We start from the raw sequence: 20,578 nt of genomic DNA, 5'->3' as shown, positions 1-20,578 counted from the left end.
TCATGCGGTCACAGACACTATTTTTACAGCCAATTGTACATCCAACTCCTAATCGCAACCCTAACTTTGCTAACGCTCAAGGAGCTGCTTCTTTCTCCAACTATAGTCAAAAGCCTTCAGGAACTTTAAGTACCACTCAGGTAAAGACGTTGGTTGACGGTGGCGTTGCTGCTGCTATAGTTCAAGCCAAAACTGTTTTTAAGAATGACCCGACTTTTTCTTTGCTCTTTAGTAACATTACTGGCATTGGATTAGATGGTTCTTTCGCAGGAAGTGCCAAGAGTAAAATGCAAGTGATTGCTAGTTTTAAAGTTGGTGCTAATCGAACCTTCTCTTTCAATTTTGCCGCAGACTTAGCACTAAAAGCTAAAGAAATTGAAAATTCCGCTACTGAATATAACCAGGCTAAGGGAAAAATTGGTTTCTTGGTACTAGACACCACAAATTATAAGAAACCTAAGGTATTAGATTATTTTGGTATCCAAGGTAAGTTAATTTCCTCTGAGAAAATTGCTGATTTGAAATATGGCAGAAGTCGTAAGGTTCTTATTAAAAGTCGCCAGCAAACTATTGATATTGACGGCAATAATGGCAAGGACTTACTCATAGCAAAGCCGATTGGTAGTTACCACAAGACATTTCAGGAGAACACCAACATAACAATAGTAGAAATGAATGTCACTAATATTACTTTTTTAGGAGATAATTTAATCAACAATTTAGGTCAGAATGTTATTTATGGCACGATTGGGAAAGATAATCTTAAAGGAACTAACAATGGAGACAAAATTTATGCCAGCTTAGGCAATGACAAGGTGGATGGAAAGAAAGGCGATGATATCCTCGAGGGCGGTCAAGGTAATGATACTCTAAATGGAGGACAAGGCAATGATAAAATTTATGGCGGTTGGGGTGATGACGTTCTAATTGGTGGTGAGGGGAATAATCTTTTGGTTGGTGGCGACGGCCATGACACATTTGTTTTCAACGGTGGCGATGGCTTGGTGAAAGATGAGTTTGATGTCAATAGCTTGTTCAAAGGTGCGTTAAATTTCATTCAAGATTTACCACTTGGTATCGATAAGCTTTTCAACGGTGGTGATAGCTTGTTGAAAGGTGAGTTTGATGTCATTCAAGATTTTCAAGTTGGTATCGATAAGATTGAATTCAACGGTGGAGATCATATTAATGCTAAAACTTGGTTAAATAAGATGTTTTCTCAAGGAAATATAACCGATACTAAACAGGGTCTCCTTTTCAATTTGAATACTGGAGAAAATCAAGGAACATTACTATTATCAGGTGTGACTTCTAAGCAGTTTAACTCGGAATCGATAATATTTTCTTAGATTAGTTTTCTAATATTTGAACTCTGGAATTATACTAAGTTAACAAAAATTTGCATGATTGTATGATCTAACAATGTACACCAAAATATCTCAAAATTACAAATAAAATCTCTCTTTGAGATAGCGGTGCAAAAACACCAATCAGGTGAATGGAATGAAGCTGAGTTACTATATCAACAAATATTACAAATTCAATCCGAATGTGTAGATGAACTAGACTATATTAAAAAGGAAGATCAAGCCTTAGTAATTAGTAACTTAGGAAAAATATTTGAGCGTCAGGGCAAGTTAAAAGCAGCTTTAGAAGCATACCAACAAGCTTTAAATCTGAAGCCTGACTACGCTGAGGCTCATTATAATTTAGGAAATATTTTTCTCCAACAAGGTAAGTTCCATGCAGCAGTAGAGTGCTATCAGCAAATATTAAAAATTAAACCTGACGATGTTCACGCTCATCATAAACTGGGACATGCATTCAAGCTACAGGGTAACTTAGATACTGCTGTCAAATATTATCAGCTATAAGCTTAAACCCTAACTATTTTGAGGCTCACAACAATTTAGGAAATACACTCTATGAACAAGGCGATTTAGAGGCAGCTGTAGAGTCATACCAGCAAACTTTAAGGCTTAATCCTGACTGTGCTTCAGCTAAATTTGGAATTTCTATTGGACAATTGCTTATTATATATTCAAGTTTTGCAGATATAAATTCTAAAAGAGATACTTATCAAAAGTACCTTGAAGATTTGGCTGAAACTTATAAAATAGCTCAACCAAAAGACTTAAAAAACGCGGTGGGAGGTATAGGTTCATTACAACCTTTTTATTTAGCTTATCAAGGTTTGAATGACCGAGAATTGCAGCAAACTTATGGGATAATGATAGCTAGAATCATGGCAAGTTGTTATCCTGAATGGAGCCAAAGTATTAATCTACCAGAGTTAAAAGCACACGAAAAGATACGTGTTGGTTTTGTTTCTAGATTTTTTTATAGGCACTCTAATTGGAAAATACCTATTCAAGGTTGGGTAGAAAACCTGGATAGAAGTGAGTTTGAATTATTTGGGTATTATACTGAAGCAAAACGCGATCAAGAAACTGTCAAAGCAGCGAAAATATTTGACAAATTTACCCAAGGACCACTATTGCTGAAACAATGGGTCGAGATCATTCAACAAGACAAGTTACATGTCCTGATTTTCCCTGAATTTGGGATGGACCCAATGACAGTTAATTTGGGTTGTTTGAGACTAGCTTCGATTCAAATGACATCTTGGGGACACCCGGATACTAGTGGGCTACCAACGATTGACTATTACTTGAGCAGTGATTTTATGGAACCAGAAAATGCTCAAGAACACTATACAGAAAAGTTAGTTAAATTACCTAATTTATCAATTTATTACACCCCTTTAGCAATTCAACCGCAAGCGCTCAACAAACAGAAAATTGGCATTGAAAATGATGAAATCATGTTTTGATGCTGTCAAGCATTATATAAATATTTACCGCAGCATGATGATGTATTTGTGCGAATTGCCAAAGATTTAGGTAGTTGCAAGTTTGTATTTATTAAATATGATAAAGGCGAATATGTGTTGGAAGTCTTTCAGCAGCGTTTAAGCCGTGCTTTTCAGGAATACGGGCTGAACTATCAAGACTACTGCATATTTTTGCCGCGTATGGATATCAACGCGTTTGCAGGTATGACAGCGATCGCAGATGTTTTCCTAGATAGCATCGGTTGGTCTGGATGTAATTCTACCTTGGAAGCGATCGCCCATAATATACCAGTTGTGACTTTGCCACGAGACTTGATGCGAGGACGGCATACTTTGGCTATCCTCAAAATGATGGGCATAGAAGAAACGATTGCGGCGACAAAAGATGAGTACGTGAAAATTGCAGTCCGTTTGGGGCAAGATGCTCAATATCGTCAGCACATTTCCCAACAAGTTTCTGAAAATAAATATAAGTTATACGGTGATTTAAAACCAGTCAGAGCATTAGAGGACTTTTTGTTAAAGGCGCTCAACAAACCTCGGAGATTTACTGCACCTGAAGTAGCTGAAATCCTCCAGCTTGCAGCTCAATATGAACGAGTTAATCAGCTAACCGAAGCCGAACAGCTATATCGTCAAATTCTGGAAAAACAACCCGATCACGCTGAAGCGTTATACAGACTTGGTATATTAATGCAACGACTGGGGCAAACCCAAAGTGCTGAACAGTTGCTGAGTGCTGCTTCACAATATCAGCCTGATTCTGCCAAAATCTGGTTTAGTTTAGGCAATTTCCGTCAAGCCCAAGGACAGTTATCAGAAGCTGAGTCAGCTTACAAAAAAGCTATTGCTCTGCGACCAGACAGTGTGACAATTTGTAATAATTTAGGTTACACCTTGGAACTACAAGGTAAGCTTGATGAAGCGATCGCATCCTATCGAAAAGCTCTGGAATTCCAGCCCAACTGCACAGAAGCGGAGGTGAATTTAGGGAATGCACTTTTTACTCAAGGGAAGCTCTCAACAGAGAAACAAGCTTATTATGCACAATTGAATTATCAGCTGGGCATTGCCCGTAAACAAGCAGGCGATTGGCAAACTGCTGTTGCTTACTATCGAGTTGCGATCGCACTACAGCCCGATTTGGTAGAAGCTCATTATAACTTGGGGGTGATACTGCAACAACAAGGAAAAGAAGAAGCGTAGACGTAGCCCGTCGTAGACATCGCTTGCGCTCAAAAAAGAAAAAAAGTTTTTAGTAAGGACTTTAGTCCTTGCCTTAATGACTGAAGTCTTTACTCCAAACTTTTTATATAGACAAAAAAATCATGTTCAAGGAGAAAACAAGAATATGTCCCTAGAAATTTTAGAAAAAGTCAAAAACTTCCTGATAAGACTCGTCAAAGACGAAGCTTTTCGCACTCAATTCATGAGTGATAAAATCGACGAAGTGATAAAAGTCATGCAAGAAGGTGGTTATGATTTTTCTCAAGAAGAATTTGAAACAGCTTCCATTAAAATATTGGAATTAAAAGAATTAGGTCTGTTTGAAGACCTCACTGAAGAGGAATTAGTGGGAGCCGTTGGTGGGTTTGCGAATACCAATGATATAGTTGCTCGGCCACTATATGGTGTTGTAGTTTCACCTCCCAAAGAATGTGCAAAACCGCCAATTAAAAAATGTATTCCCAAGCTACCTCCACACCCACAACCCCTCTATGGCATAGTAATAGGTCACCCTATACAAGCGGTATACGGAGCAGTTGCAAATACAAATACAATAGCCTAATGATGATACTATGCTCCCAATACGGTTCGGTTAAGATGCACAGTCCTTAAAGATCCCTCTATTTCCCCCTTAAAAAAGGGGAAATATAGCCATTCTGAGCAAACCTTTTTAAGGGGTTGCGAAGATCGAGTCTATCCGAACTGTATTGACTACGATCCTCCTAATTCAACCATTATCCGGTTAAAGTCAACTTCTAAAATCGAGATTGAGAGTTAACCTATGGCATATCAGCGCAAAAGCTACGCAGTTTGGGAAATTACCTTAAAGTGCAATTTAGCTTGTAGTCACTGTGGTTCCCGCGCCGGACATGAGCGCACCAAAGAACTCTCCACAGAGGAAGCTTTGGATCTTGTCAAGCAGATGGCAGAAGTTGGAATTAAAGAAGTTACTCTCATCGGTGGTGAGGCATTTCTGCGTCCAGACTGGCTAGAAATTGCCAAAGCTATTAATGAGGCGGGGATGTTATGTGGTATGACTACTGGCGGTTATGGTATTTCCTTAGAAACTGCACAAAAAATGAAGGAAGCAGGGATTCGCACTGTCTCTGTTTCCATTGATGGCTTGGAAGCAACTCATGACCGTCTGCGGGGAAAAAAAGGCTCTTGGAAATATGCATTTAAAACCATGAGTCATCTGCGAGAAGTGGGTATTTCCTTCGGTTGCAACACCCAAATTAACCGCCTGTCAGCGCCAGAGTTTCCGCGCATCTATGAGTGTATTCGTGATGCAGGTGCCCGTGCTTGGCAAATTCAGCTGACTGTGCCAATGGGGAATGCAGCCGACAACGCAGACATCCTGCTCCAACCCCATGAACTGTTAGATATCTACCCCATGCTCGCCCGTGTTGCGCGTCGTGCTTACCAAGAAGGTGTGCAACTTCAAGCGGGAAATAATATTGGTTACTACGGTCCTTATGAACGACTGTTGCGGGGGCGGGGAAACGAGCATGAATTCTCATTTTGGCAAGGTTGTGGTGCGGGACTCTCCACTTTGGGAATTGAAGCTGACGGAGCGATTAAAGGTTGTCCCTCGCTACCTACTACTGCCTACACAGGTGGTAATATTCGAGAGCGATCGCTCCATGACATCATTGAAAATACAGCAGAATTGCGTTTAAATCTGGGAGCGGGAACACCTGAAGGTACAAAACACCTGTGGGGTTTCTGTAAAACCTGCGAATATGCTGAACTTTGCCGTGGAGGTTGCAGTTGGACTGCCCATGTTTTCTTTGACAAGAGAGGTAATAATCCTTACTGCCATCATCGCGCTCTTACTCATGCAAAACAAGGGATGAGAGAGCGTGTAATTCCCAAAGTGAGAGCCCAAGGCTTGCCCTTTGATAATGGTGAATTTGAGCTAATTGTCGAGCCTACAGACACTCTTTTGCCAGCAAACGACCCATTACACTTTACTGCTGACAGCATTCAATGGTCAGAAGGTTGGCAGCAAGAACCCGAAGTTTCTTACTCCCTAGCGAGATCATAAATTATGGCAGAAAATTCCGAAATTACGACAATTTCAGCGAAAAAAACTGACCTTGAGTCATCACCATCTGAAGAATTAGAGAAACCCCTGCTTCCACGTTCAGCTTGGAATAGTCAATTAACCTATCTGAAAGTGCTGTTAAAAGCAAAGCAAGTCCTAGATAAAAGCTGATTGTAAGCGCATAAAGATTACGGCTAACCTATGTATAGGCAATTTGCCTCTTTTGTCTTATATAAGTAATTATACTGTTTAAAATTTAAGTAAAGAAAACTACAATTTTACCTAAGTAACACAGTACTAGGTCTGATCGGATAACCAAGCCGATTGGCAGCCCCTTGTCTATTTTTAGGAGCATTAAAATGAAATCAATTCTTGAGTTGATTGAGCAAAAGAACCAGGAGTATGCTCAGTTGCCGTTCTTTGAGTATATGAAAGATGAGATGATTGACCCACGCCAGAGGCTGGCATTTGCACCTGTAATTGCTCCACTCGCACTGGAGTTCAGTGAGTTGTGCAAACGAGTTCTCAGAGATGAGCCAACGACTAATTACATTCAAGATATGGTCAATCTGCACACGCACGAAGAACATTTCCACTGGCAATGGTTACTGGAAGATATGGACAAGATGGGAATTGACTATCCTATGCGGTTCAGTGATGTGGTGCGATTCATTTGGAGTGAGGATACCAAGGTTTCGCGTTCCATGTTTCCTCTGTTTGAGCGGTATACTCGTGGGGCAGATCCGATCATAAAATTGGTTGCCATTGAGGTATCTGAGGTGACAGCGAATGTCTTTTTCCGTTCAACCATGTCTGCGGCTCTGCAACTGCAAGAAATGACTCAAACAGAGTTTCGTTACTTTGGTATGCGTCATAACCATATCGAAAATACCCATACTCTCCATACTCCTGCTTCTCTGCAAGTAATGAAAGAGATTCAGGTGTCAGAGGAGATTCGTCAACAAGCACTTGAGTTGATTGATGTGGCGTTTGAGTATTTTACAGAGTTGATCAATGAGTTTTTGGTCTATATTAAAACCCATTCTTATCAAGAACCGTTTTCTAAAGTGTACGAACCAGAGCGATTGCTAAGAGCTGTCTAAGCTATCTGCTCAGTTTTTAGTCATTTGGCGATGGTAAAGGCTTCAAAGCTTTCTACCGTCGCTTCTTTAATGGTGACTGCTACTGTATAAACAGTTTTCCCTATTAAGAGTTGCTCCTTCCCTCTTAATTTGCTATGTGAGTCAACAAATTTTCGCCCAAAAATTACTGGATAAATTGTGATATTGCGAGTGGATTAGGGAAAACTGAACTCAGGTTATCCAGTCGCAACAATTATGGTAGAGAATCGAGTTGATGTTCTTGGCTATCGGATTGGTGAAAACATTTACACCAGCACTCGCACCCTGGTTTACCGAGGTTGGCGAGAGGCTGATCAAATCCCAGTTGTCATCAAACTCCTCAAAAGTGCCTATCCTAGTCTGATTGAGTTGGCTCAATTCAAAAATCAGTACACAATTGCGAAAACCTTAAATGTCTCTGGGGTTGTCCAGGTCTACAGCCTAGAGAGTTGCCAAAATCGACTTGCCCTGATCCTGGAAGACTTTGGCGGAGTTTCTTTGAAGGAGTACACTACTTTTAGAAGCAAAAGACTCAGCCAGACAGAAAATCAGGAAAATTCCTCACCCCTTCATCCTTCTTTACTGACTGAGTTTTTACAGATTGCGATCGCCCTTGCCGATATCCTGGGTGATCTCTACCATCATCAAATCATCCACAAGGATATCAAACCCGCCAATATCCTGATCAATCCTACCACCAAGCAGGTCAAACTCATCGACTTTAGCATTGCCTCACTGCTGCCAAGAGTTACTCAACTTTCAATCAGCCCAACTGTTTTAGAAGGAACCCTGGCCTATCTCTCTCCCGAACAAACGGGGCGAATGAACCGGGGGATTGATTACCGCACTGACTTCTATTCTCTCGGAATCACATTCTATGAGCTGTTAACGGGGCAATTGCCATTTCAATCCGATGATTTGATGGAATTGGTGCATTCCCATATCGCCAAACAACCCGTCACTGTTGATCATCTCAATCCTGCCATTCCTCCCCAGCTATCGGAAATTGTCAATAAACTGATGGCGAAGAATGCTGAAGACCGCTATCAGAGTGCATTAGGACTAAAACATGATTTGGAAACCTGTTTGGAGCAATTGCAGGAAAGCGGCAATATTGTGCCGTTTGAACTAGGGCAGCTGGATGTTTGCGATCGCTTTGCAATTCCGGAAAAACTCTACGGTCGTCAAGTAGAAGTAGCAATCCTGCTAGCAAGCTTTGAGCGGGTGCGCCAAGGAACTTCTGAACTAATGCTGGTAGCAGGCTCCTCTGGCATTGGTAAAACGGCAATTGTCAACGAAGTTCACAAACCGATCACCCGTCAACGGGGATATTTTATCAAGGGTAAATTTGATCAATTTAATCGTAATATTCCCTTTTTTGCTTTAGTGCAAGCGTTTCGAGACTTAATGGCACAACTCTTGACAGAGAATGATGCTCAAATTGAGCAGTGGAAAACCCAAATTTTATCCGCATTGGGTGAGAGTGGTCAGGTGATTATTGAGGTGATTCCAGAACTCGAACATATCATTGGTAAACAGCCCTCCGTTCCTGAATTATCAGGCAGTGCTGTCCAAAGCCGCTTCAATTTGCTGTTTGTGAAATTCATTCAAGTATTCACAACCCAAGACCATCCCCTTGTCATTTTCCTCGATGACTTGCAGTGGGCAGACTCCGCTTCCTTAAAGCTGATGCATCTGTTGATGAGTGAAGCAGGCAACTCTTATTTGCTAGTGATTGGAGCATATCGGGATAATGAGGTTTCATCTGCACATCCCCTGATGTTAACCATTGAGGAGATGCGTCAAGAAGCGATTACAGTTAGTAGTATTGTCCTTTCTGTGCTCACCCAGACTGACCTCAATCAACTGATTGCAGATACCCTCAAATATTCACCAGAACAAGCAGTAGCGATCGCAAATCTGGTGTATCAAAAGACCAAAGGTAATCCATTTTTCACTAACCAGTTTCTCAAATCGTTGCATGAAGATGGGCTGATCACGTTTGCTAGCAGAACAGGCAGCTGGCAGTGTAATATTGCTCAAATCCGGGCGCTTTCTTTTAGAGAAGATATTGTGGAGTTTGTGGCGTTGCAACTCCAGAAATTACTACCGCAAACTCAGGATGTTCTTAAACTGGCTGCATGTGTAGGCAATCAGTTTGATTTAGAAACCCTGTCGGTTGTCTATGAAAAATCTCCAGCACAGACCGCTGCGGATCTGTGGCCAGCTCTCAAGGATGGATTAATCTTGCCCAGTGGAGAAGGGTATAAATTATTTCAGGATGAATCTGCCGTTAACAGTGATTTGTCATTCGTTGAGAACAACCCGCTAATCACAAATGATCCTTACGGGTTCGGCAGTTGCTACAACGGAGGGAATCTTTGCAACGCACTGCCTCACAACAGACAACTGATAAATCCGCAAATCACAAATGACAGCGGATCGATAACTATTACTTACAAATTTCTCCACGATCGCGTTCAACAAGCCGCTTATTCACTTATTCTAGCGAATCAAAAACCAGCAACTCACTTAAAGATTGGTCAATTGCTGTTAAACAATACCCCGGAAACTGAGCGAGAAAAGATCATTTTTGAAATTGTCAACCAACTGAATATTGGCATAGAACTGATAAAAGCCCAGCCTGATCGCGATCAACTGGTACAACTCAACCTGCTGGCAGGACGGAAAGCCAAGTCTTCCACGGCTTACCGAGTAGCAATTGAGTATTTGACCACGGGGATTAGTTTATTGAGCTCCGACTGTTGGCAAAGCCAGTATGAGTCGGCTCTGGCACTGCACGAATCAGCCGCTGAGGCTGCTTACCTTTGTGGCGCATATGAACAGATGGAGCAATTGGCACAAACAGTGATGCAGCAAACCAAAACTCCACTGGATCAAGTCAGGATTTACGAAACCAAAATCCAGGCGTATACAGCTCAAAATAATGTGCTGGGCGCGATCGCGATCGCCCGCCAGGGAATGAGTCAGTTTGGTGTGGTTTTCCCACAAACACCCACCCCCCAAGATATTCAGCTAGCCCTTGAGGAAACCGCTGTCCTGATTAACGGACGTGACATTGCTTCCTTGGTTAACTTACCGATCATGACACCAAAAGACAAGCTGGCAGTCACCCGAATTGTGGCAAACGTTGCTCCAGCCGTTTACATCGCCGAGCCAAATCTGTTTGCGCTACTCATCTTGTCCCAAGTCAAAGCGTCGATTCAGTATGGCAATGCTCCATTTTCTGCCTTCTGTTATGCCTGCTATGGCATTCTTTTGAACGGAATTCTCCAGGATATTGAAACAGCCGATCAAGTTGGTAACCTTGCTTTGGCACTAACTGACAAATTTAATATTAACGACATCAAACCCACTGTATTTTATGTCGTGGGTGCTTTCATCACCTACTTGAAGTCTCCTCTGCAAAAATCCTTACAGCTCATGCTGGAGAGCTACAAGATTGCCCTGGAAACTGGAAACGTATACTACGCAGGCTTCAATACGAAAGACATCTGCCAGTATTCCTATTTCCTGGGTCGAGAACTGAACTCGTTAGAGCAAGACATAGGGGCTTATAGTCATGTTTTGGAAAATTTTAAGCAAGTTACGACCCTCAACTACTGCCGCATCTTCTGGCAAACAGTTTTGAACTTGCTTGGGCTTGCTGAAAATCCCTGCATTCTAACAGGTGAGGCACTTAACGAAGCCGAATTTGTCACCCAACTGGTTAATGCCAATGAGTTTACTGGGCTTCACTACTTCTGGCTCCACAAGTTGATTCTCTGTTATCTGTTTGAAAACCTCTCTCAAGCAGTGGAAATAGCCGCTCAAGCCAGAGAATATCTAGTTGCAGGCATGGGCTATGCCACTGTGCCGATGTTTTATTTCTATGATTCACTGACGGCTCTGGCAGAGTATTCTACGGCTACAGCTTCTGGGCGAGAAACACTGCTGGAACGAGTCACAGACAACCAGGGAAAAATGCAGACTTGGGCGCACCACGCACCCATGAATTATTTGCACAAATTTGAACTGGTAAAAGCCGAAGAATACCGAGTGTTGGGACAAATGGCGCAGGCACTGGATCACTATGAACGCGCGATCGCCGGGGCAAAAGTAAATGGATACATTCAGGAAGAAGCCCTCGCCAATGAACTGGCTGCCCGATTTTACCTGGAATGGAACAAAGAAGCGTTGGCATACCCCTACGGGGAAGCAAGCTACGCGCAGCGTTCCGTAGGAAAGCCCACCGTTGGCGTAGCCTCTCGTAAAGAAGGTATCGCTCAAATGTACCTGGCAAATGCCTATTATAATTATCTCAACTGGGGAGCGGTAGCCAAAGTCAAGCAGTTGTCACATCAATATCCTCAATTATTGGCTACGATCGAACAGCCGCAGGAAACTGATTCTTCAATCCTCACCCAAACTACTATAATCGGATTGGGACACACTAGTTCCGGTGGCTCTGAGGCGTTAGATTTAGCAACGGTGATCAAAGCCTCTCATACACTGGCTGGAGAAATTGAATTAGAAAAGCTGTTGACGACCCTGATGCAAGTCGTGATTGAAAATGCCGGGGCTGAAAAATCCGTACTCCTGCTGCTTCAAGAGGATAACTGGGTGGTTGCGGCTCAAAGAACCAGCAACCCGACTGTTGAAACGGCAATGCCTACGGCGGCAAGCTACGCAAATCCAATTCCCCCCTCAAAGGAGCAATCGGGTGAAAACCTTGAGATAATAAACCATTCCGCCTTTCCTCTTTCAGCCAGTCAGAATATTCCCAAAGCGGTTGTGAACTATGTCTCACGTACCTCCGAAACACTGGTACTAGATGATGCTCGCACAGAAACCACCTTCGCCAACGATCCCTACATTATTCAATGGCAACCCAAAAGCTTGCTATGTACGCCCATTCACAATCGTGGCCAGGTCATTGGCATCCTCTACCTGGAAAACAGTTTGACAACTGGAGTCTTCACCCAAAACCGTCTTGAGATTTTGCGGCTACTCACAGCACAAGCTGCCATTTCCCTGCAAAACGCCATGTTGTATAGTAATTTAGCCGTGGCAAAAGCCCAACTAGAGGACTATAACCATACATTGGAAGACAAGGTGCAGCAGAGAACTCTTGAGTTGAATGAGAAAAATCAGCATCTCTCGCAAACCTTAGAAGAACTTCAACACACGCAAACCCAATTGATTCAAACTGAAAAAATGTCTTCGTTGGGACAAATGGTGGCAGGTGTTGCTCACGAAATTAACAACCCGATTAACTTTATTTATGGCAACCTCACCTATACCAATGAGTATTGTCAAGAGTTACTGCGCTTGGTTGAGCGCTATCAGCACTATTATCCTCAACCGTTCGCTGAGATTCAAGAGGAACTAGAGACAATAGATTTCAAGTTCCTTAAGTCAGATCTAGAAAAATTGCTGCAATCAATGAAAGTGGGGGCGAATCGCATCCGCCAAATTGTCCTTTCTCTCCGCAACTTCTCGCGCCTGGATGAGTCCCAAACGAAACCTGTCAACATTCATGAAGGCATCGACAGCACCTTACTAATTTTACAGCACCGCTTAGAAGAGAAAGCACACCGTCCTGCAATCGATGTGATTAAGGAATATGCACAGTTGCCAGAAGTTAACTGCTATGCCAGCCAGCTCAATCAGGTGTTTATGAATATTCTCAGCAATGCTATCGATGCATTGGATTCATCATTTACAACAAATGAAAGAGCAATCACAACTGAAGATAGACAAACAGCAATTCCCTCCATCCGAATTCGTACTAAGATGACTGATGCCGATACAGTAAGCATTCAAATTGCAGATAATGGGTCTGGTATGTCTGAGGAAGTGAAGCAGCGTCTATTTGACCCATTTTTCACAACAAAACCTGTTGGTCAAGGAACAGGCTTGGGATTATCGATTAGCTACTCTATTATGGAAAAACATGGGGGACAACTAAGTGTAATATCGTCACCAGGAAAAGGAGCGGAGTTTTTCCTTTATGTCCCCTTGAATAATACCAAACCTGGGTCTAATTTGTAGCCTATTACTTCAATTGGTGATTCTACAAGTCTGGAAAATATCACAACCTGAGTAGGATAAATTCGTATGGTTTCATTACAAACGGCACTTAGGTAGGGTAAGGCGATAATCTTCTCAGGTTCGGATCTTCTGGATTGCTAGCTTCACTTTCATTATCCACTGCTGATGTAGCTTCATCTAAAACTAATATAGGCGGGTTCTTTAAAACAGCCCTGGCGATCGCAATTCTTTGTCGTTGTCCACCAGATATTTTTTGACCTCGTTCTCCGACTATTGTCTCATAACTTTGAGACAGCAAGGGCTGAACCTACAAGGATAGCAATTAGTGATCGCGGTAATCTCACGGTCTGAATGACTAAGTGATCGTAAGAACCATCAAAGGCTATAAAATATGTCAAAATCTTATCTAGAGGTATTTCTGCCACACCTAACGTCACACTATACACCAAGCAAATTAGCAGCATACATAGTCCCAAAACCAGACCAAGTAAGGCTGATATTTGTGGCTTTTTTAATCCTCTAGGAGATACGTAGTTGCTTTTATCATGATCCTGCCGTAACTTGAAAATATTACGCTCTGCTGGTTAGTTGTTTTTTCAAAGTTTTTTAATCATTGACAATTGATAATCTTTATTGATAAATATATAGATTATATGATCGTGTTGCCTTTTCCAAATTTTTTAAAATGAATCAAGGATACCGTTTTAGCTTTGATATTATTTCTCAATAAAGTGGTATTGTTATATAAACTTAAATCTGCTTTGTTAAAGTCACTTGCGACATTGTTACGGAAAAGGGCATTAGGGACTGGAGACTTGGAACTAGTAGTTTGTGGCGTCAGTTTGCCTACTCCTATTTTTACCAAGGGGCTTAAACCCCTCCAAGTCTTGTTAATTAAGATGGTAGCTAGATTTACGGCGTGCTGTACTAGTTACTAGAACATAGTAACAAAGGGGACAAAGGGGAATTATTGAAAAAGTCACTCCCTTGTCTCTTCCCAATGCCCAATAGCAGTTTAAGTCACCAGGCGTTACATCTGGACATGGTGGTGTTAATGAGGATTGATATTTTACTCAGGGTTTACAAAAGAAAATCAATACGTCGTGTTTTACCCTTAACACTCAGTTTGATACTGGTTTTGTTTGTAGGAAGCCGCACTATAGCTGTGCCAACAAAATCCACAGAGATATTATGGGATACCTATGGTGTGCCGCACATCTACGGAAAAGATGACCAGAGTGCATTTTATGCCTTTGGTTGGGCACAAATGCAAAGTCATGGAGATTTGCTTTTGCGTCTCTATGGTCAAGCACGGGGACGCGCAGCCGAATATTGGGGAGAGAAATACCTGGATTCAGATCGTTGGGTACAGACTGTGGGAGTACCAGAACGCGCTCGTTCTTGGTACAAAGCACAGAGTCCAACTTTTCGCAGTTATCTTGATGCTTTTGCTACTGGGATTAATGCTTATGCTTCCCAAAATCCTGACTTGATTGATGATCAAGTTGAGGTGGTGCTACCAGTCAAAGCAGAAGATGTCATGGCTCACTTACATCGGGTACTCAATTTCACCTTTGTGGTCGATCCGGAGGAAGTATTAGACCTGAGCAAACAAAAGTTGCAAGCAGGATCTAATGGTTGGGCGATCGCACCAACTCATTCTGCCAATGGGAAGGCCATGTTGCTAGCAAACCCACATCTACCTTGGTCAGATTTATTTTTGTGGTACGAAGCCCAAATCACCGCACCAGGAATTGATGCATATGGGGCAACACTTGTAGGGATTCCCGTCTTAGCGATCGCATTTAACAACAACTTAGGTTGGACTCACACCGTTAACACTTATGATGGTTGGGATGTTTATCAACTCACACTGGCAGGTAATGGGTATCGCTTTGATCACAAAGTTCGTAACTTCGTTTCCAAAACTCTTTCCTTAAAGGTGAAGCAGAAAGATGGCTCCTTGCAAGAGCAATCATTAGTTGTGAAAAGTTCTGTCCACGGGCCTATAGTAGCCGAGAAAAATGGTAAAACCCTGGCGCTGAGAGTTGCAGGTCTTGACCGACCAGGTGTACTCCAGCAGTGGTGGGATATGGCACGAGCAAAAAACCTTACCGAGTTTCAAACAGTACTCAAGCGCTTGCAACTGCCGATGTTTACGGTGATGTATGCAGATAGAGAAGGGCATATCATGCACCTTTTCAACGGTCAAGTTCCAGTGCGCTCTAGGGGTGATTTTAAATATTGGCAAGGCATAATCCCAGGAAATACATCTAAAACCTTGTGGACAAAAATTCATCCTTACCAAGATTTACCGCGCATAGTTGACCCTAAGAGTGGCTGGTTGCAAAATACAAATGACCCACCTTGGACAACTACATTTCCAGCCGCCATTAAAGCAGATAATTACCCGCCTTACATGGCTCCTCATTTCATGGATTTCCGGTCACAACGTTCTGTAAGGATGTTAGCTGAGGATGACAAAATCTCTTTTGATAAAATGGTTGCAGACAAGTACTCTACCCGCATGGAACTAGCTGATCGGATTTTGGATGATTTAATTCCGGCTGCACGCAAGTATGGTAATGACTTAGGGCAACAAGCAGCTAATGTCCTAGAAGCCTGGGATCGGCAAGCCAATGCAGATAGTCGGGGGGCTGTACTATTTGCCTTTTGGGTACAACAGATGCACTTAGATAAGGATAAGGGGTTTAGTAAACCCTGGAATGAAAATTCTCCACGCACCACACCCGATGGTTTAGCTAATCCTGAAAGTGCAGTTGCAACTCTGCAAGCAGTCGCAGCCCAGGTAGAAAAGACTTATGGGGCGCTTGATGTAGCGTGGGGCAAGGTTTTTCGGCTCCGGTTGGGTGATGTAGATTTAGCTGCCAATGGTGGGGATGGCAAGCTGGGAATTTTTCGTACACTCTATTTTGCTCCTGGAGCAGAGCAAACATTCCAAGCCGTTGCAGGTGATTCCTATGTGGCTGCAATTGAATTTTCCAATCCTGTACGGGCAATGGCACTCACCAGCTATGGTAATGCAACTCAACCTGGATCGCCCCATATTAGCGACCAGTTACAGATGTCCGCCAACAAAAAGTTGCGTCCTGTGTGGCGCGATCACTCAGATATTCTTGCCCATCTAGAAGAACGTAAAATATTCTGAGACTGCTGCTTATTTCACGATAATCTCACTTTTTCGCGTTGCTCCCGATGCAGCGTCTATCTTAACTTAATGGGTCAATCTGATTTTATTTTTTGGAAGTCCCCAAATGCTTTTCTAGGGAGATCCAAGAAATAAAATGCCCCGCTCCTTTGGAGTGACGCTCGAACGCGAACAGCGTGTCGTAGACAAGACTCGCTAACGCTGCTGCCTGCGTCCGTTGGGCGTCTCGTAAAGCCTGCGGCATAGCTACGCTTAGGGCACAGCCAAGGTAGAGAAGAGAAGATAGGCAGTCGCTCATGGGCGAAACCCCCTGTAAGAGCAGGGCTGTTTCATTCCATTTCAAACAGAATTTGTCAAGATGGTTTGCGAGAAAAATTATAAGTGAGGGTGATGAGAAGATGAACTTTTAAGCACTTAAACAACAGTAAGATTGTTCATTTTCTCGGCACGTTGGTAACAAAATAATCAATTTTTAATCGCTAGAACACTTGATTTTTAAGGCTCTTTAGGGAATGAAACAGCGCTGCCTCATCGGATCAAGGATATTTGCACACTGTTATACTTTGGCGCTTACGAAACATCGGGCTTTCATCGACGGCGGATAATTTTATCATTGATAAGTGCCTTAAATCTGGTTGCTGTATCAAATATCTATCTTCAGATATACTTTTCTAAAAATACCTTGTTCCCTAGTACACTTCCCACGGTAGATTGACTTAAATATATTTAAATATGTTATGATTTGTATTGTTCCAATGTTATGATTTGTATTGTGCCTCTAAGTTATCAACCAGGAAATTATTTGCTGGTTTAAGCTAAAATAGCTTAATTTGAAGCTATAAAGCCAATTCAACCAAACTTAGATATTTTTTAATACACAATCGTTCCTTAATAAAGTTAAAGTTTTGTTAATGATAACTCAGATAAATTTAAATTCTGAATTTTCAGGAGTTGCTAAGGTAGGTATGTTGAATACTGGGCAGTAACTTAACTCAACGAAAGAGGGATCTACGATCATTCTGAATAGAGTGTAGTTATTCATCTTCGTTTTTAGCTATTTTATGGTTTGAGACCACTGCTAAAAAACAGCTAGTTGAGGATTAATCATGCCTAGAATCTTAAATGTCAGCCTAGAGATAGACAATATGAGTAGTTTACTAAGATAGAAGTTTTGCAAAGTCTAACGGTCGGAAAGTTGCTAGATACAAACATAGTGGAGTTAATGAAAATTCAGATAAACTTCCTAAAAGTCCACTGTCATTCTGAACCAAATAGAATGTAGCGAGTTTAGTGATACAAGGTTTGATACTAATGCTAAAAAACAGCGAACTAACGATTAATCAGGGTTCTAATCTCAAATTTAAGCTTGGAGATCAACGATGCGATCAGTTTTCTCGGCTAGAGTTTTTGCGGAATCGCACAGTTGGAAAGCCACTAGAGTTAATAGTGGAATAAATCTGAACTCAGATGAATTTCCCAAATCTAAAGTCAATAATCCATGAAAGAAACAGGCAAGTATTATGCCAATATATTGCTAGTGGGGCTAGTTGACTAGTTTGAGGTTATACCGGATTACGGGTTAACCTATCTACATAATTTACTCAAATGAATGGTGTTGTTTAAAAACATTGCCAGTCAGCAAAAAGCGTTGGCTTTTTATTGAAAGCTAATTTTGTCCTGTCTTTAATCTGAAAGGATAAACAGGATAATTGCTTGCTGGCATACATTAGAGTAAACCGGAATGATTACCGAAATCTCACAATTTTTTAATTGGAATAAGGTCAACACACATGAATAAAGTTCAAGCATCATTTGAAGCTACGGAAGCTGCATTTCACGTGCAAGGTTACGAAAAAATCGATTTTAGTCTTGTCTATGTGAACGGTGCATTTGATATTAAAAACAGAGAAATAGCAGATAGCTATGCAAAATTTGGTCGCTGTCTGACTGTAATTGATGCTAATGTCCATGAACTTTATGGCGAGCAGATCAGGTCATATTTTAGACACTATGACATTGAACTCACAGTATTTTCCATCATCATTACAGAGCCAGCTAAAACCCTTGCAACTTTTGAAAAAATTATTGATGCTTTTTCGGACTTTGGCTTAGTTCGTAAAGAACCAGTATTAGTCGTCGGTGGTGGTCTAATTACTGATGTGGCTGGGTTTGCTTGCGCTTCTTACCGTCGCAAGAGTAACTATATTCGCATTCCTACTACGTTGATTGGTTTAATTGATGCAGGTGTAGCAATTAAGGTTGCAGTTAATCATCGCAAGGAAAAAAATCGCTTGGGAGCATATCATGCACCTTTGAAAGTGATCCTGGATTTCTCATTTTTGAAAACCTTGCCAACGGCTCAAGTTCGTAATGGGATGGCAGAGTTAGTGAAAATTGCTGTAGTTTCTAACTCTGAAGTCTTTGAACTGCTATACGAATATGGCGAAGAACTGCTTTCCACTCACTTTGGACATGTGAATAGTACACCTGAACTTGAAGAGATTGCCCACAAAGTCAACTACGAAGCAATCAAAACCATGCTAGAGTTAGAGACTCCTAACTTGCATGAAATAGACCTTGATCGCGTCATTGCCTACGGTCATACTTGGAGTCCTACCCTAGAATTAGCACCTCACATACCCCTATATCATGGTCACGCGGTCAATATAGATATGGCTTTATCTGCAACCATTGCAGGACAACGGGGCTATATTTCAACAGAGGAGCGCGATCGCATCCTAGACTTGATGAGTCGTATAGGTTTATCACTCGATCATCCTCTACTAGATGGGGATTTATTGTGGTATGCTACCCAGTCTATAAGCTTGACACGAGATGGCAAACAACGCGCAGCCATGCCTCGTCCGATTGGTGAGTGCTTCTTTGCCAACGATCTCACTCGCGAAGAACTTGATGCTGCCTTAGCTGAACATAAACGTCTTTGTGCTACATACCCTCGTGGTGGGGAAGGGATTGACGCCTACATTGAAACTCAAGAAGCGAAGCTCTTGGGGGTGTAAAGACATGACTAGTGTTTTAGGACGAGAGACTGCTAGACCGATAACGCCACACAGCATCTTAGTAGCCCAGCTACAGCAAACCCTCAAATTAGCAGAAGAGAACAACATTCCCGTAGAAATATTAGATTCTCTGCGGCTGGGGGTGCAATTAGCGGCGGGTTTAGATCCCTACTTGGATGATTACACCACCCCCGAATCGAGTGCATTGACAGCATTGGCGCAAAAAACCAGCAAAGAAGACTGGAGTAAACGTTTCAGCGATGGTGAAACAGTGCGTCAACTAGAACAGGAGATGCTCTCAGGACATCTTGAAGGACAGACATTGAAAATGTTTGTTCACATGACTAAGGCAAAACGCATTCTAGAAGTGGGAATGTTCACAGGGTATTCAGCCTTGGCAATGGCAGAGGCACTACCAAGCGATGGGCAACTCATAGGTTGTGAGGTAGACCCCTATGTCGCTCAATTTGCTATTCGTTGCTTTAGTGAGTCTCCCCACGGCGACAAAATCGTTGTGGAAGTAGCACCTGCCCTAGAGACACTCCACAAGCTAGCAGCAAGAAAGGAATCATTTGATTTGATATTCATAGATGCTGACAAAAAGGAGTATGTAAACTACTTCCAGACCATTTTGGATAATCACTTACTGACTCCTGACGGGTTAATCTGCGTGGATAATACTTTGTTGCAGGGACAAGTTTACCTACCGCCAGAACAACGCACCGTAAACGGTGAAGCGATCGCTCAGTTCAACCGTGTTGTCGCCGCCGATCCTCGTGTAGAGCAAGTTCTGTTACCCATACGAGATGGTATCACCTTGATTAGACGCGTGGCGTAATCGGGGGACAAGGGGACAAGGGGGCAAGGGGACAAGCGGACAAGGGTGCAAGGAGACAATTTTTTCTCCCCCTGCTTCCTCTGCCTCTCCTGCTCCTACTTTTTTACCAAAAAAGAGGGTGAAGAGAGAGGGCCAGGGCGACTGCTAATGTCAATAAGACTGTTTTATTCTCAATATACTGTAAAATAATATCATTAACACCTACTTCTTGACAAAGACTTAGGCGTAGCCTACACTTCTCTACGAGA

At 42.2% G+C, this 20,578-nt stretch carries 14 protein-coding genes and 3 pseudogenes; 14 read left to right on the top strand and 3 right to left on the bottom strand.

The window, feature by feature from the left end; translation table 11 throughout:
• Positions 1 to 2: 2 nt before the first annotated feature.
• The 10 genes and pseudogenes from V7K85_RS34935 (at position 3) to V7K85_RS34895 (ending at position 13,303) form a co-directional block, all read left to right on the top strand.
• Positions 3 to 1,349, top strand: coding sequence for a calcium-binding protein (locus V7K85_RS34935; protein ID WP_334821058.1), 1,347 nt, complete (start codon positions 3 to 5; stop codon positions 1,347 to 1,349).
• Between the two features lie 126 nt (positions 1,350 to 1,475).
• Complete coding sequence (locus tag V7K85_RS34930; protein ID WP_334821056.1) at positions 1,476 to 1,874, top strand: tetratricopeptide repeat protein; 399 nt, start codon at positions 1,476 to 1,478, stop codon at positions 1,872 to 1,874.
• Positions 1,859 to 1,990, top strand: a pseudogene (locus V7K85_RS36765) (tetratricopeptide repeat protein); the annotation flags it as partial. The gene V7K85_RS34930 and the pseudogene V7K85_RS36765, both read left to right, overlap by 16 nt.
• 36 nt (positions 1,991 to 2,026) lie before the next feature.
• Complete coding sequence (locus V7K85_RS34925) at positions 2,027 to 2,833, top strand: O-linked N-acetylglucosamine transferase family protein (RefSeq protein ID WP_334821054.1); 807 nt, start codon at positions 2,027 to 2,029, stop codon at positions 2,831 to 2,833.
• Positions 2,834 to 2,881: 48 nt separating this feature from the next.
• Positions 2,882 to 4,060, top strand: coding sequence for a tetratricopeptide repeat protein (locus tag V7K85_RS34920; RefSeq protein WP_334821052.1), 1,179 nt, complete (start codon positions 2,882 to 2,884; stop codon positions 4,058 to 4,060).
• 76 nt (positions 4,061 to 4,136) lie between these two features.
• Positions 4,137 to 4,643, top strand: a complete 507-nt coding sequence (locus V7K85_RS34915; protein WP_334821050.1) for a Nif11-like leader peptide family RiPP precursor — start codon at positions 4,137 to 4,139, stop codon at positions 4,641 to 4,643.
• A gap of 219 nt (positions 4,644 to 4,862) precedes the next feature.
• Positions 4,863 to 6,128: a nif11-class peptide radical SAM maturase 3 gene (locus V7K85_RS34910; RefSeq protein WP_334821049.1), complete on the top strand. Its 1,266-nt coding sequence runs from the start codon at positions 4,863 to 4,865 to the stop codon at positions 6,126 to 6,128.
• Positions 6,129 to 6,131: 3 nt separating this feature from the next.
• Positions 6,132 to 6,299, top strand: a complete 168-nt coding sequence (locus V7K85_RS34905) for a hypothetical protein (protein WP_334821047.1) — start codon at positions 6,132 to 6,134, stop codon at positions 6,297 to 6,299.
• A gap of 188 nt (positions 6,300 to 6,487) precedes the next feature.
• Positions 6,488 to 7,231, top strand: a complete 744-nt coding sequence (locus V7K85_RS34900) for a hypothetical protein (protein ID WP_334821046.1) — start codon at positions 6,488 to 6,490, stop codon at positions 7,229 to 7,231.
• A 234-nt stretch (positions 7,232 to 7,465) separates the two neighbouring features.
• Positions 7,466 to 13,303, top strand: a complete 5,838-nt coding sequence (locus V7K85_RS34895; protein ID WP_334821045.1) for a trifunctional serine/threonine-protein kinase/ATP-binding protein/sensor histidine kinase — start codon at positions 7,466 to 7,468, stop codon at positions 13,301 to 13,303.
• On the opposite strand, the gene V7K85_RS34890 is transcribed toward V7K85_RS34895, so the two are convergent.
• From V7K85_RS34890 to V7K85_RS34880, 3 genes and pseudogenes are all read right to left on the bottom strand, one after another.
• Entirely contained in the window at positions 13,261 to 13,365 is a 105-nt protein-coding gene (locus V7K85_RS34890; RefSeq protein WP_334821138.1) for a hypothetical protein, read from the bottom strand. The two genes, V7K85_RS34895 and V7K85_RS34890, sit on opposite strands and share 43 nt — an antisense overlap.
• Before the next feature lie 74 nt (positions 13,366 to 13,439).
• A pseudogene (locus tag V7K85_RS34885) lies at positions 13,440 to 13,598 on the bottom strand (ATP-binding cassette domain-containing protein); the annotation flags it as partial.
• A pseudogene (locus tag V7K85_RS34880) lies at positions 13,591 to 13,767 on the bottom strand (iron chelate uptake ABC transporter family permease subunit); the annotation flags it as partial. The pseudogenes V7K85_RS34885 and V7K85_RS34880, both read right to left, overlap by 8 nt.
• A 590-nt stretch (positions 13,768 to 14,357) precedes the next feature.
• On the opposite strand from V7K85_RS34880, the gene V7K85_RS34875 reads away from it, so the two are divergent.
• The 4 genes from V7K85_RS34875 (at position 14,358) to V7K85_RS34860 (ending at position 20,330) form a co-directional block, all read left to right on the top strand.
• Positions 14,358 to 16,472 carry an acylase gene (locus V7K85_RS34875; RefSeq protein ID WP_334821041.1) on the top strand — a complete coding sequence of 705 codons (2,115 nt, stop codon included), beginning with the start codon at positions 14,358 to 14,360 and terminating at the stop codon, positions 16,470 to 16,472.
• Between the two features lie 1,311 nt (positions 16,473 to 17,783).
• The gene (locus tag V7K85_RS34870; RefSeq protein ID WP_334821039.1) at positions 17,784 to 17,927 is read left to right on the top strand and encodes a hypothetical protein; all 144 of its coding nucleotides are present in this window, start codon (positions 17,784 to 17,786) and stop codon (positions 17,925 to 17,927) included.
• A 335-nt stretch (positions 17,928 to 18,262) separates the two neighbouring features.
• The gene (locus V7K85_RS34865; protein ID WP_334821036.1) at positions 18,263 to 19,492 is read left to right on the top strand and encodes a sedoheptulose 7-phosphate cyclase; all 1,230 of its coding nucleotides are present in this window, start codon (positions 18,263 to 18,265) and stop codon (positions 19,490 to 19,492) included.
• A 4-nt stretch (positions 19,493 to 19,496) separates the two neighbouring features.
• Complete coding sequence (locus tag V7K85_RS34860; protein ID WP_334821034.1) at positions 19,497 to 20,330, top strand: O-methyltransferase; 834 nt, start codon at positions 19,497 to 19,499, stop codon at positions 20,328 to 20,330.
• The last annotated feature ends 248 nt before the right edge of the window (positions 20,331 to 20,578 follow it).

This window comes from Nostoc sp. (assembly GCF_036917615.1).
GTDB lineage: Bacteria > Cyanobacteriota > Cyanobacteriia > Cyanobacteriales > Nostocaceae > Nostoc.
This window is presented reverse-complemented; position numbering and strand designations above follow the sequence as displayed.

What these genes read in the sequence shown, in the direction of transcription:
- V7K85_RS34915 (WP_334821050.1), top strand. Translation starts at nt 4,137, where the DNA reads ATGACTGAAGTCTTTACTCCAAACTTTTTATATAGACAAAAAAATCAT.
- V7K85_RS34935 (WP_334821058.1), top strand. Translation starts at nt 3, where the DNA reads ATGCGGTCACAGACACTATTTTTACAGCCAATTGTACATCCAACTCCT.
- V7K85_RS34865 (WP_334821036.1), top strand. Translation starts at nt 18,263, where the DNA reads ATGAATAAAGTTCAAGCATCATTTGAAGCTACGGAAGCTGCATTTCAC.
- V7K85_RS34900 (WP_334821046.1), top strand. Translation starts at nt 6,488, where the DNA reads ATGAAATCAATTCTTGAGTTGATTGAGCAAAAGAACCAGGAGTATGCT.
- V7K85_RS34910 (WP_334821049.1), top strand. Translation starts at nt 4,863, where the DNA reads ATGGCATATCAGCGCAAAAGCTACGCAGTTTGGGAAATTACCTTAAAG.
- V7K85_RS34905 (WP_334821047.1), top strand. Translation starts at nt 6,132, where the DNA reads ATGGCAGAAAATTCCGAAATTACGACAATTTCAGCGAAAAAAACTGAC.
- V7K85_RS34895 (WP_334821045.1), top strand. Translation starts at nt 7,466, where the DNA reads ATGGTAGAGAATCGAGTTGATGTTCTTGGCTATCGGATTGGTGAAAAC.
- V7K85_RS34875 (WP_334821041.1), top strand. Translation starts at nt 14,358, where the DNA reads ATGAGGATTGATATTTTACTCAGGGTTTACAAAAGAAAATCAATACGT.
- V7K85_RS34870 (WP_334821039.1), top strand. Translation starts at nt 17,784, where the DNA reads ATGCTAAAAAACAGCGAACTAACGATTAATCAGGGTTCTAATCTCAAA.
- V7K85_RS34860 (WP_334821034.1), top strand. Translation starts at nt 19,497, where the DNA reads ATGACTAGTGTTTTAGGACGAGAGACTGCTAGACCGATAACGCCACAC.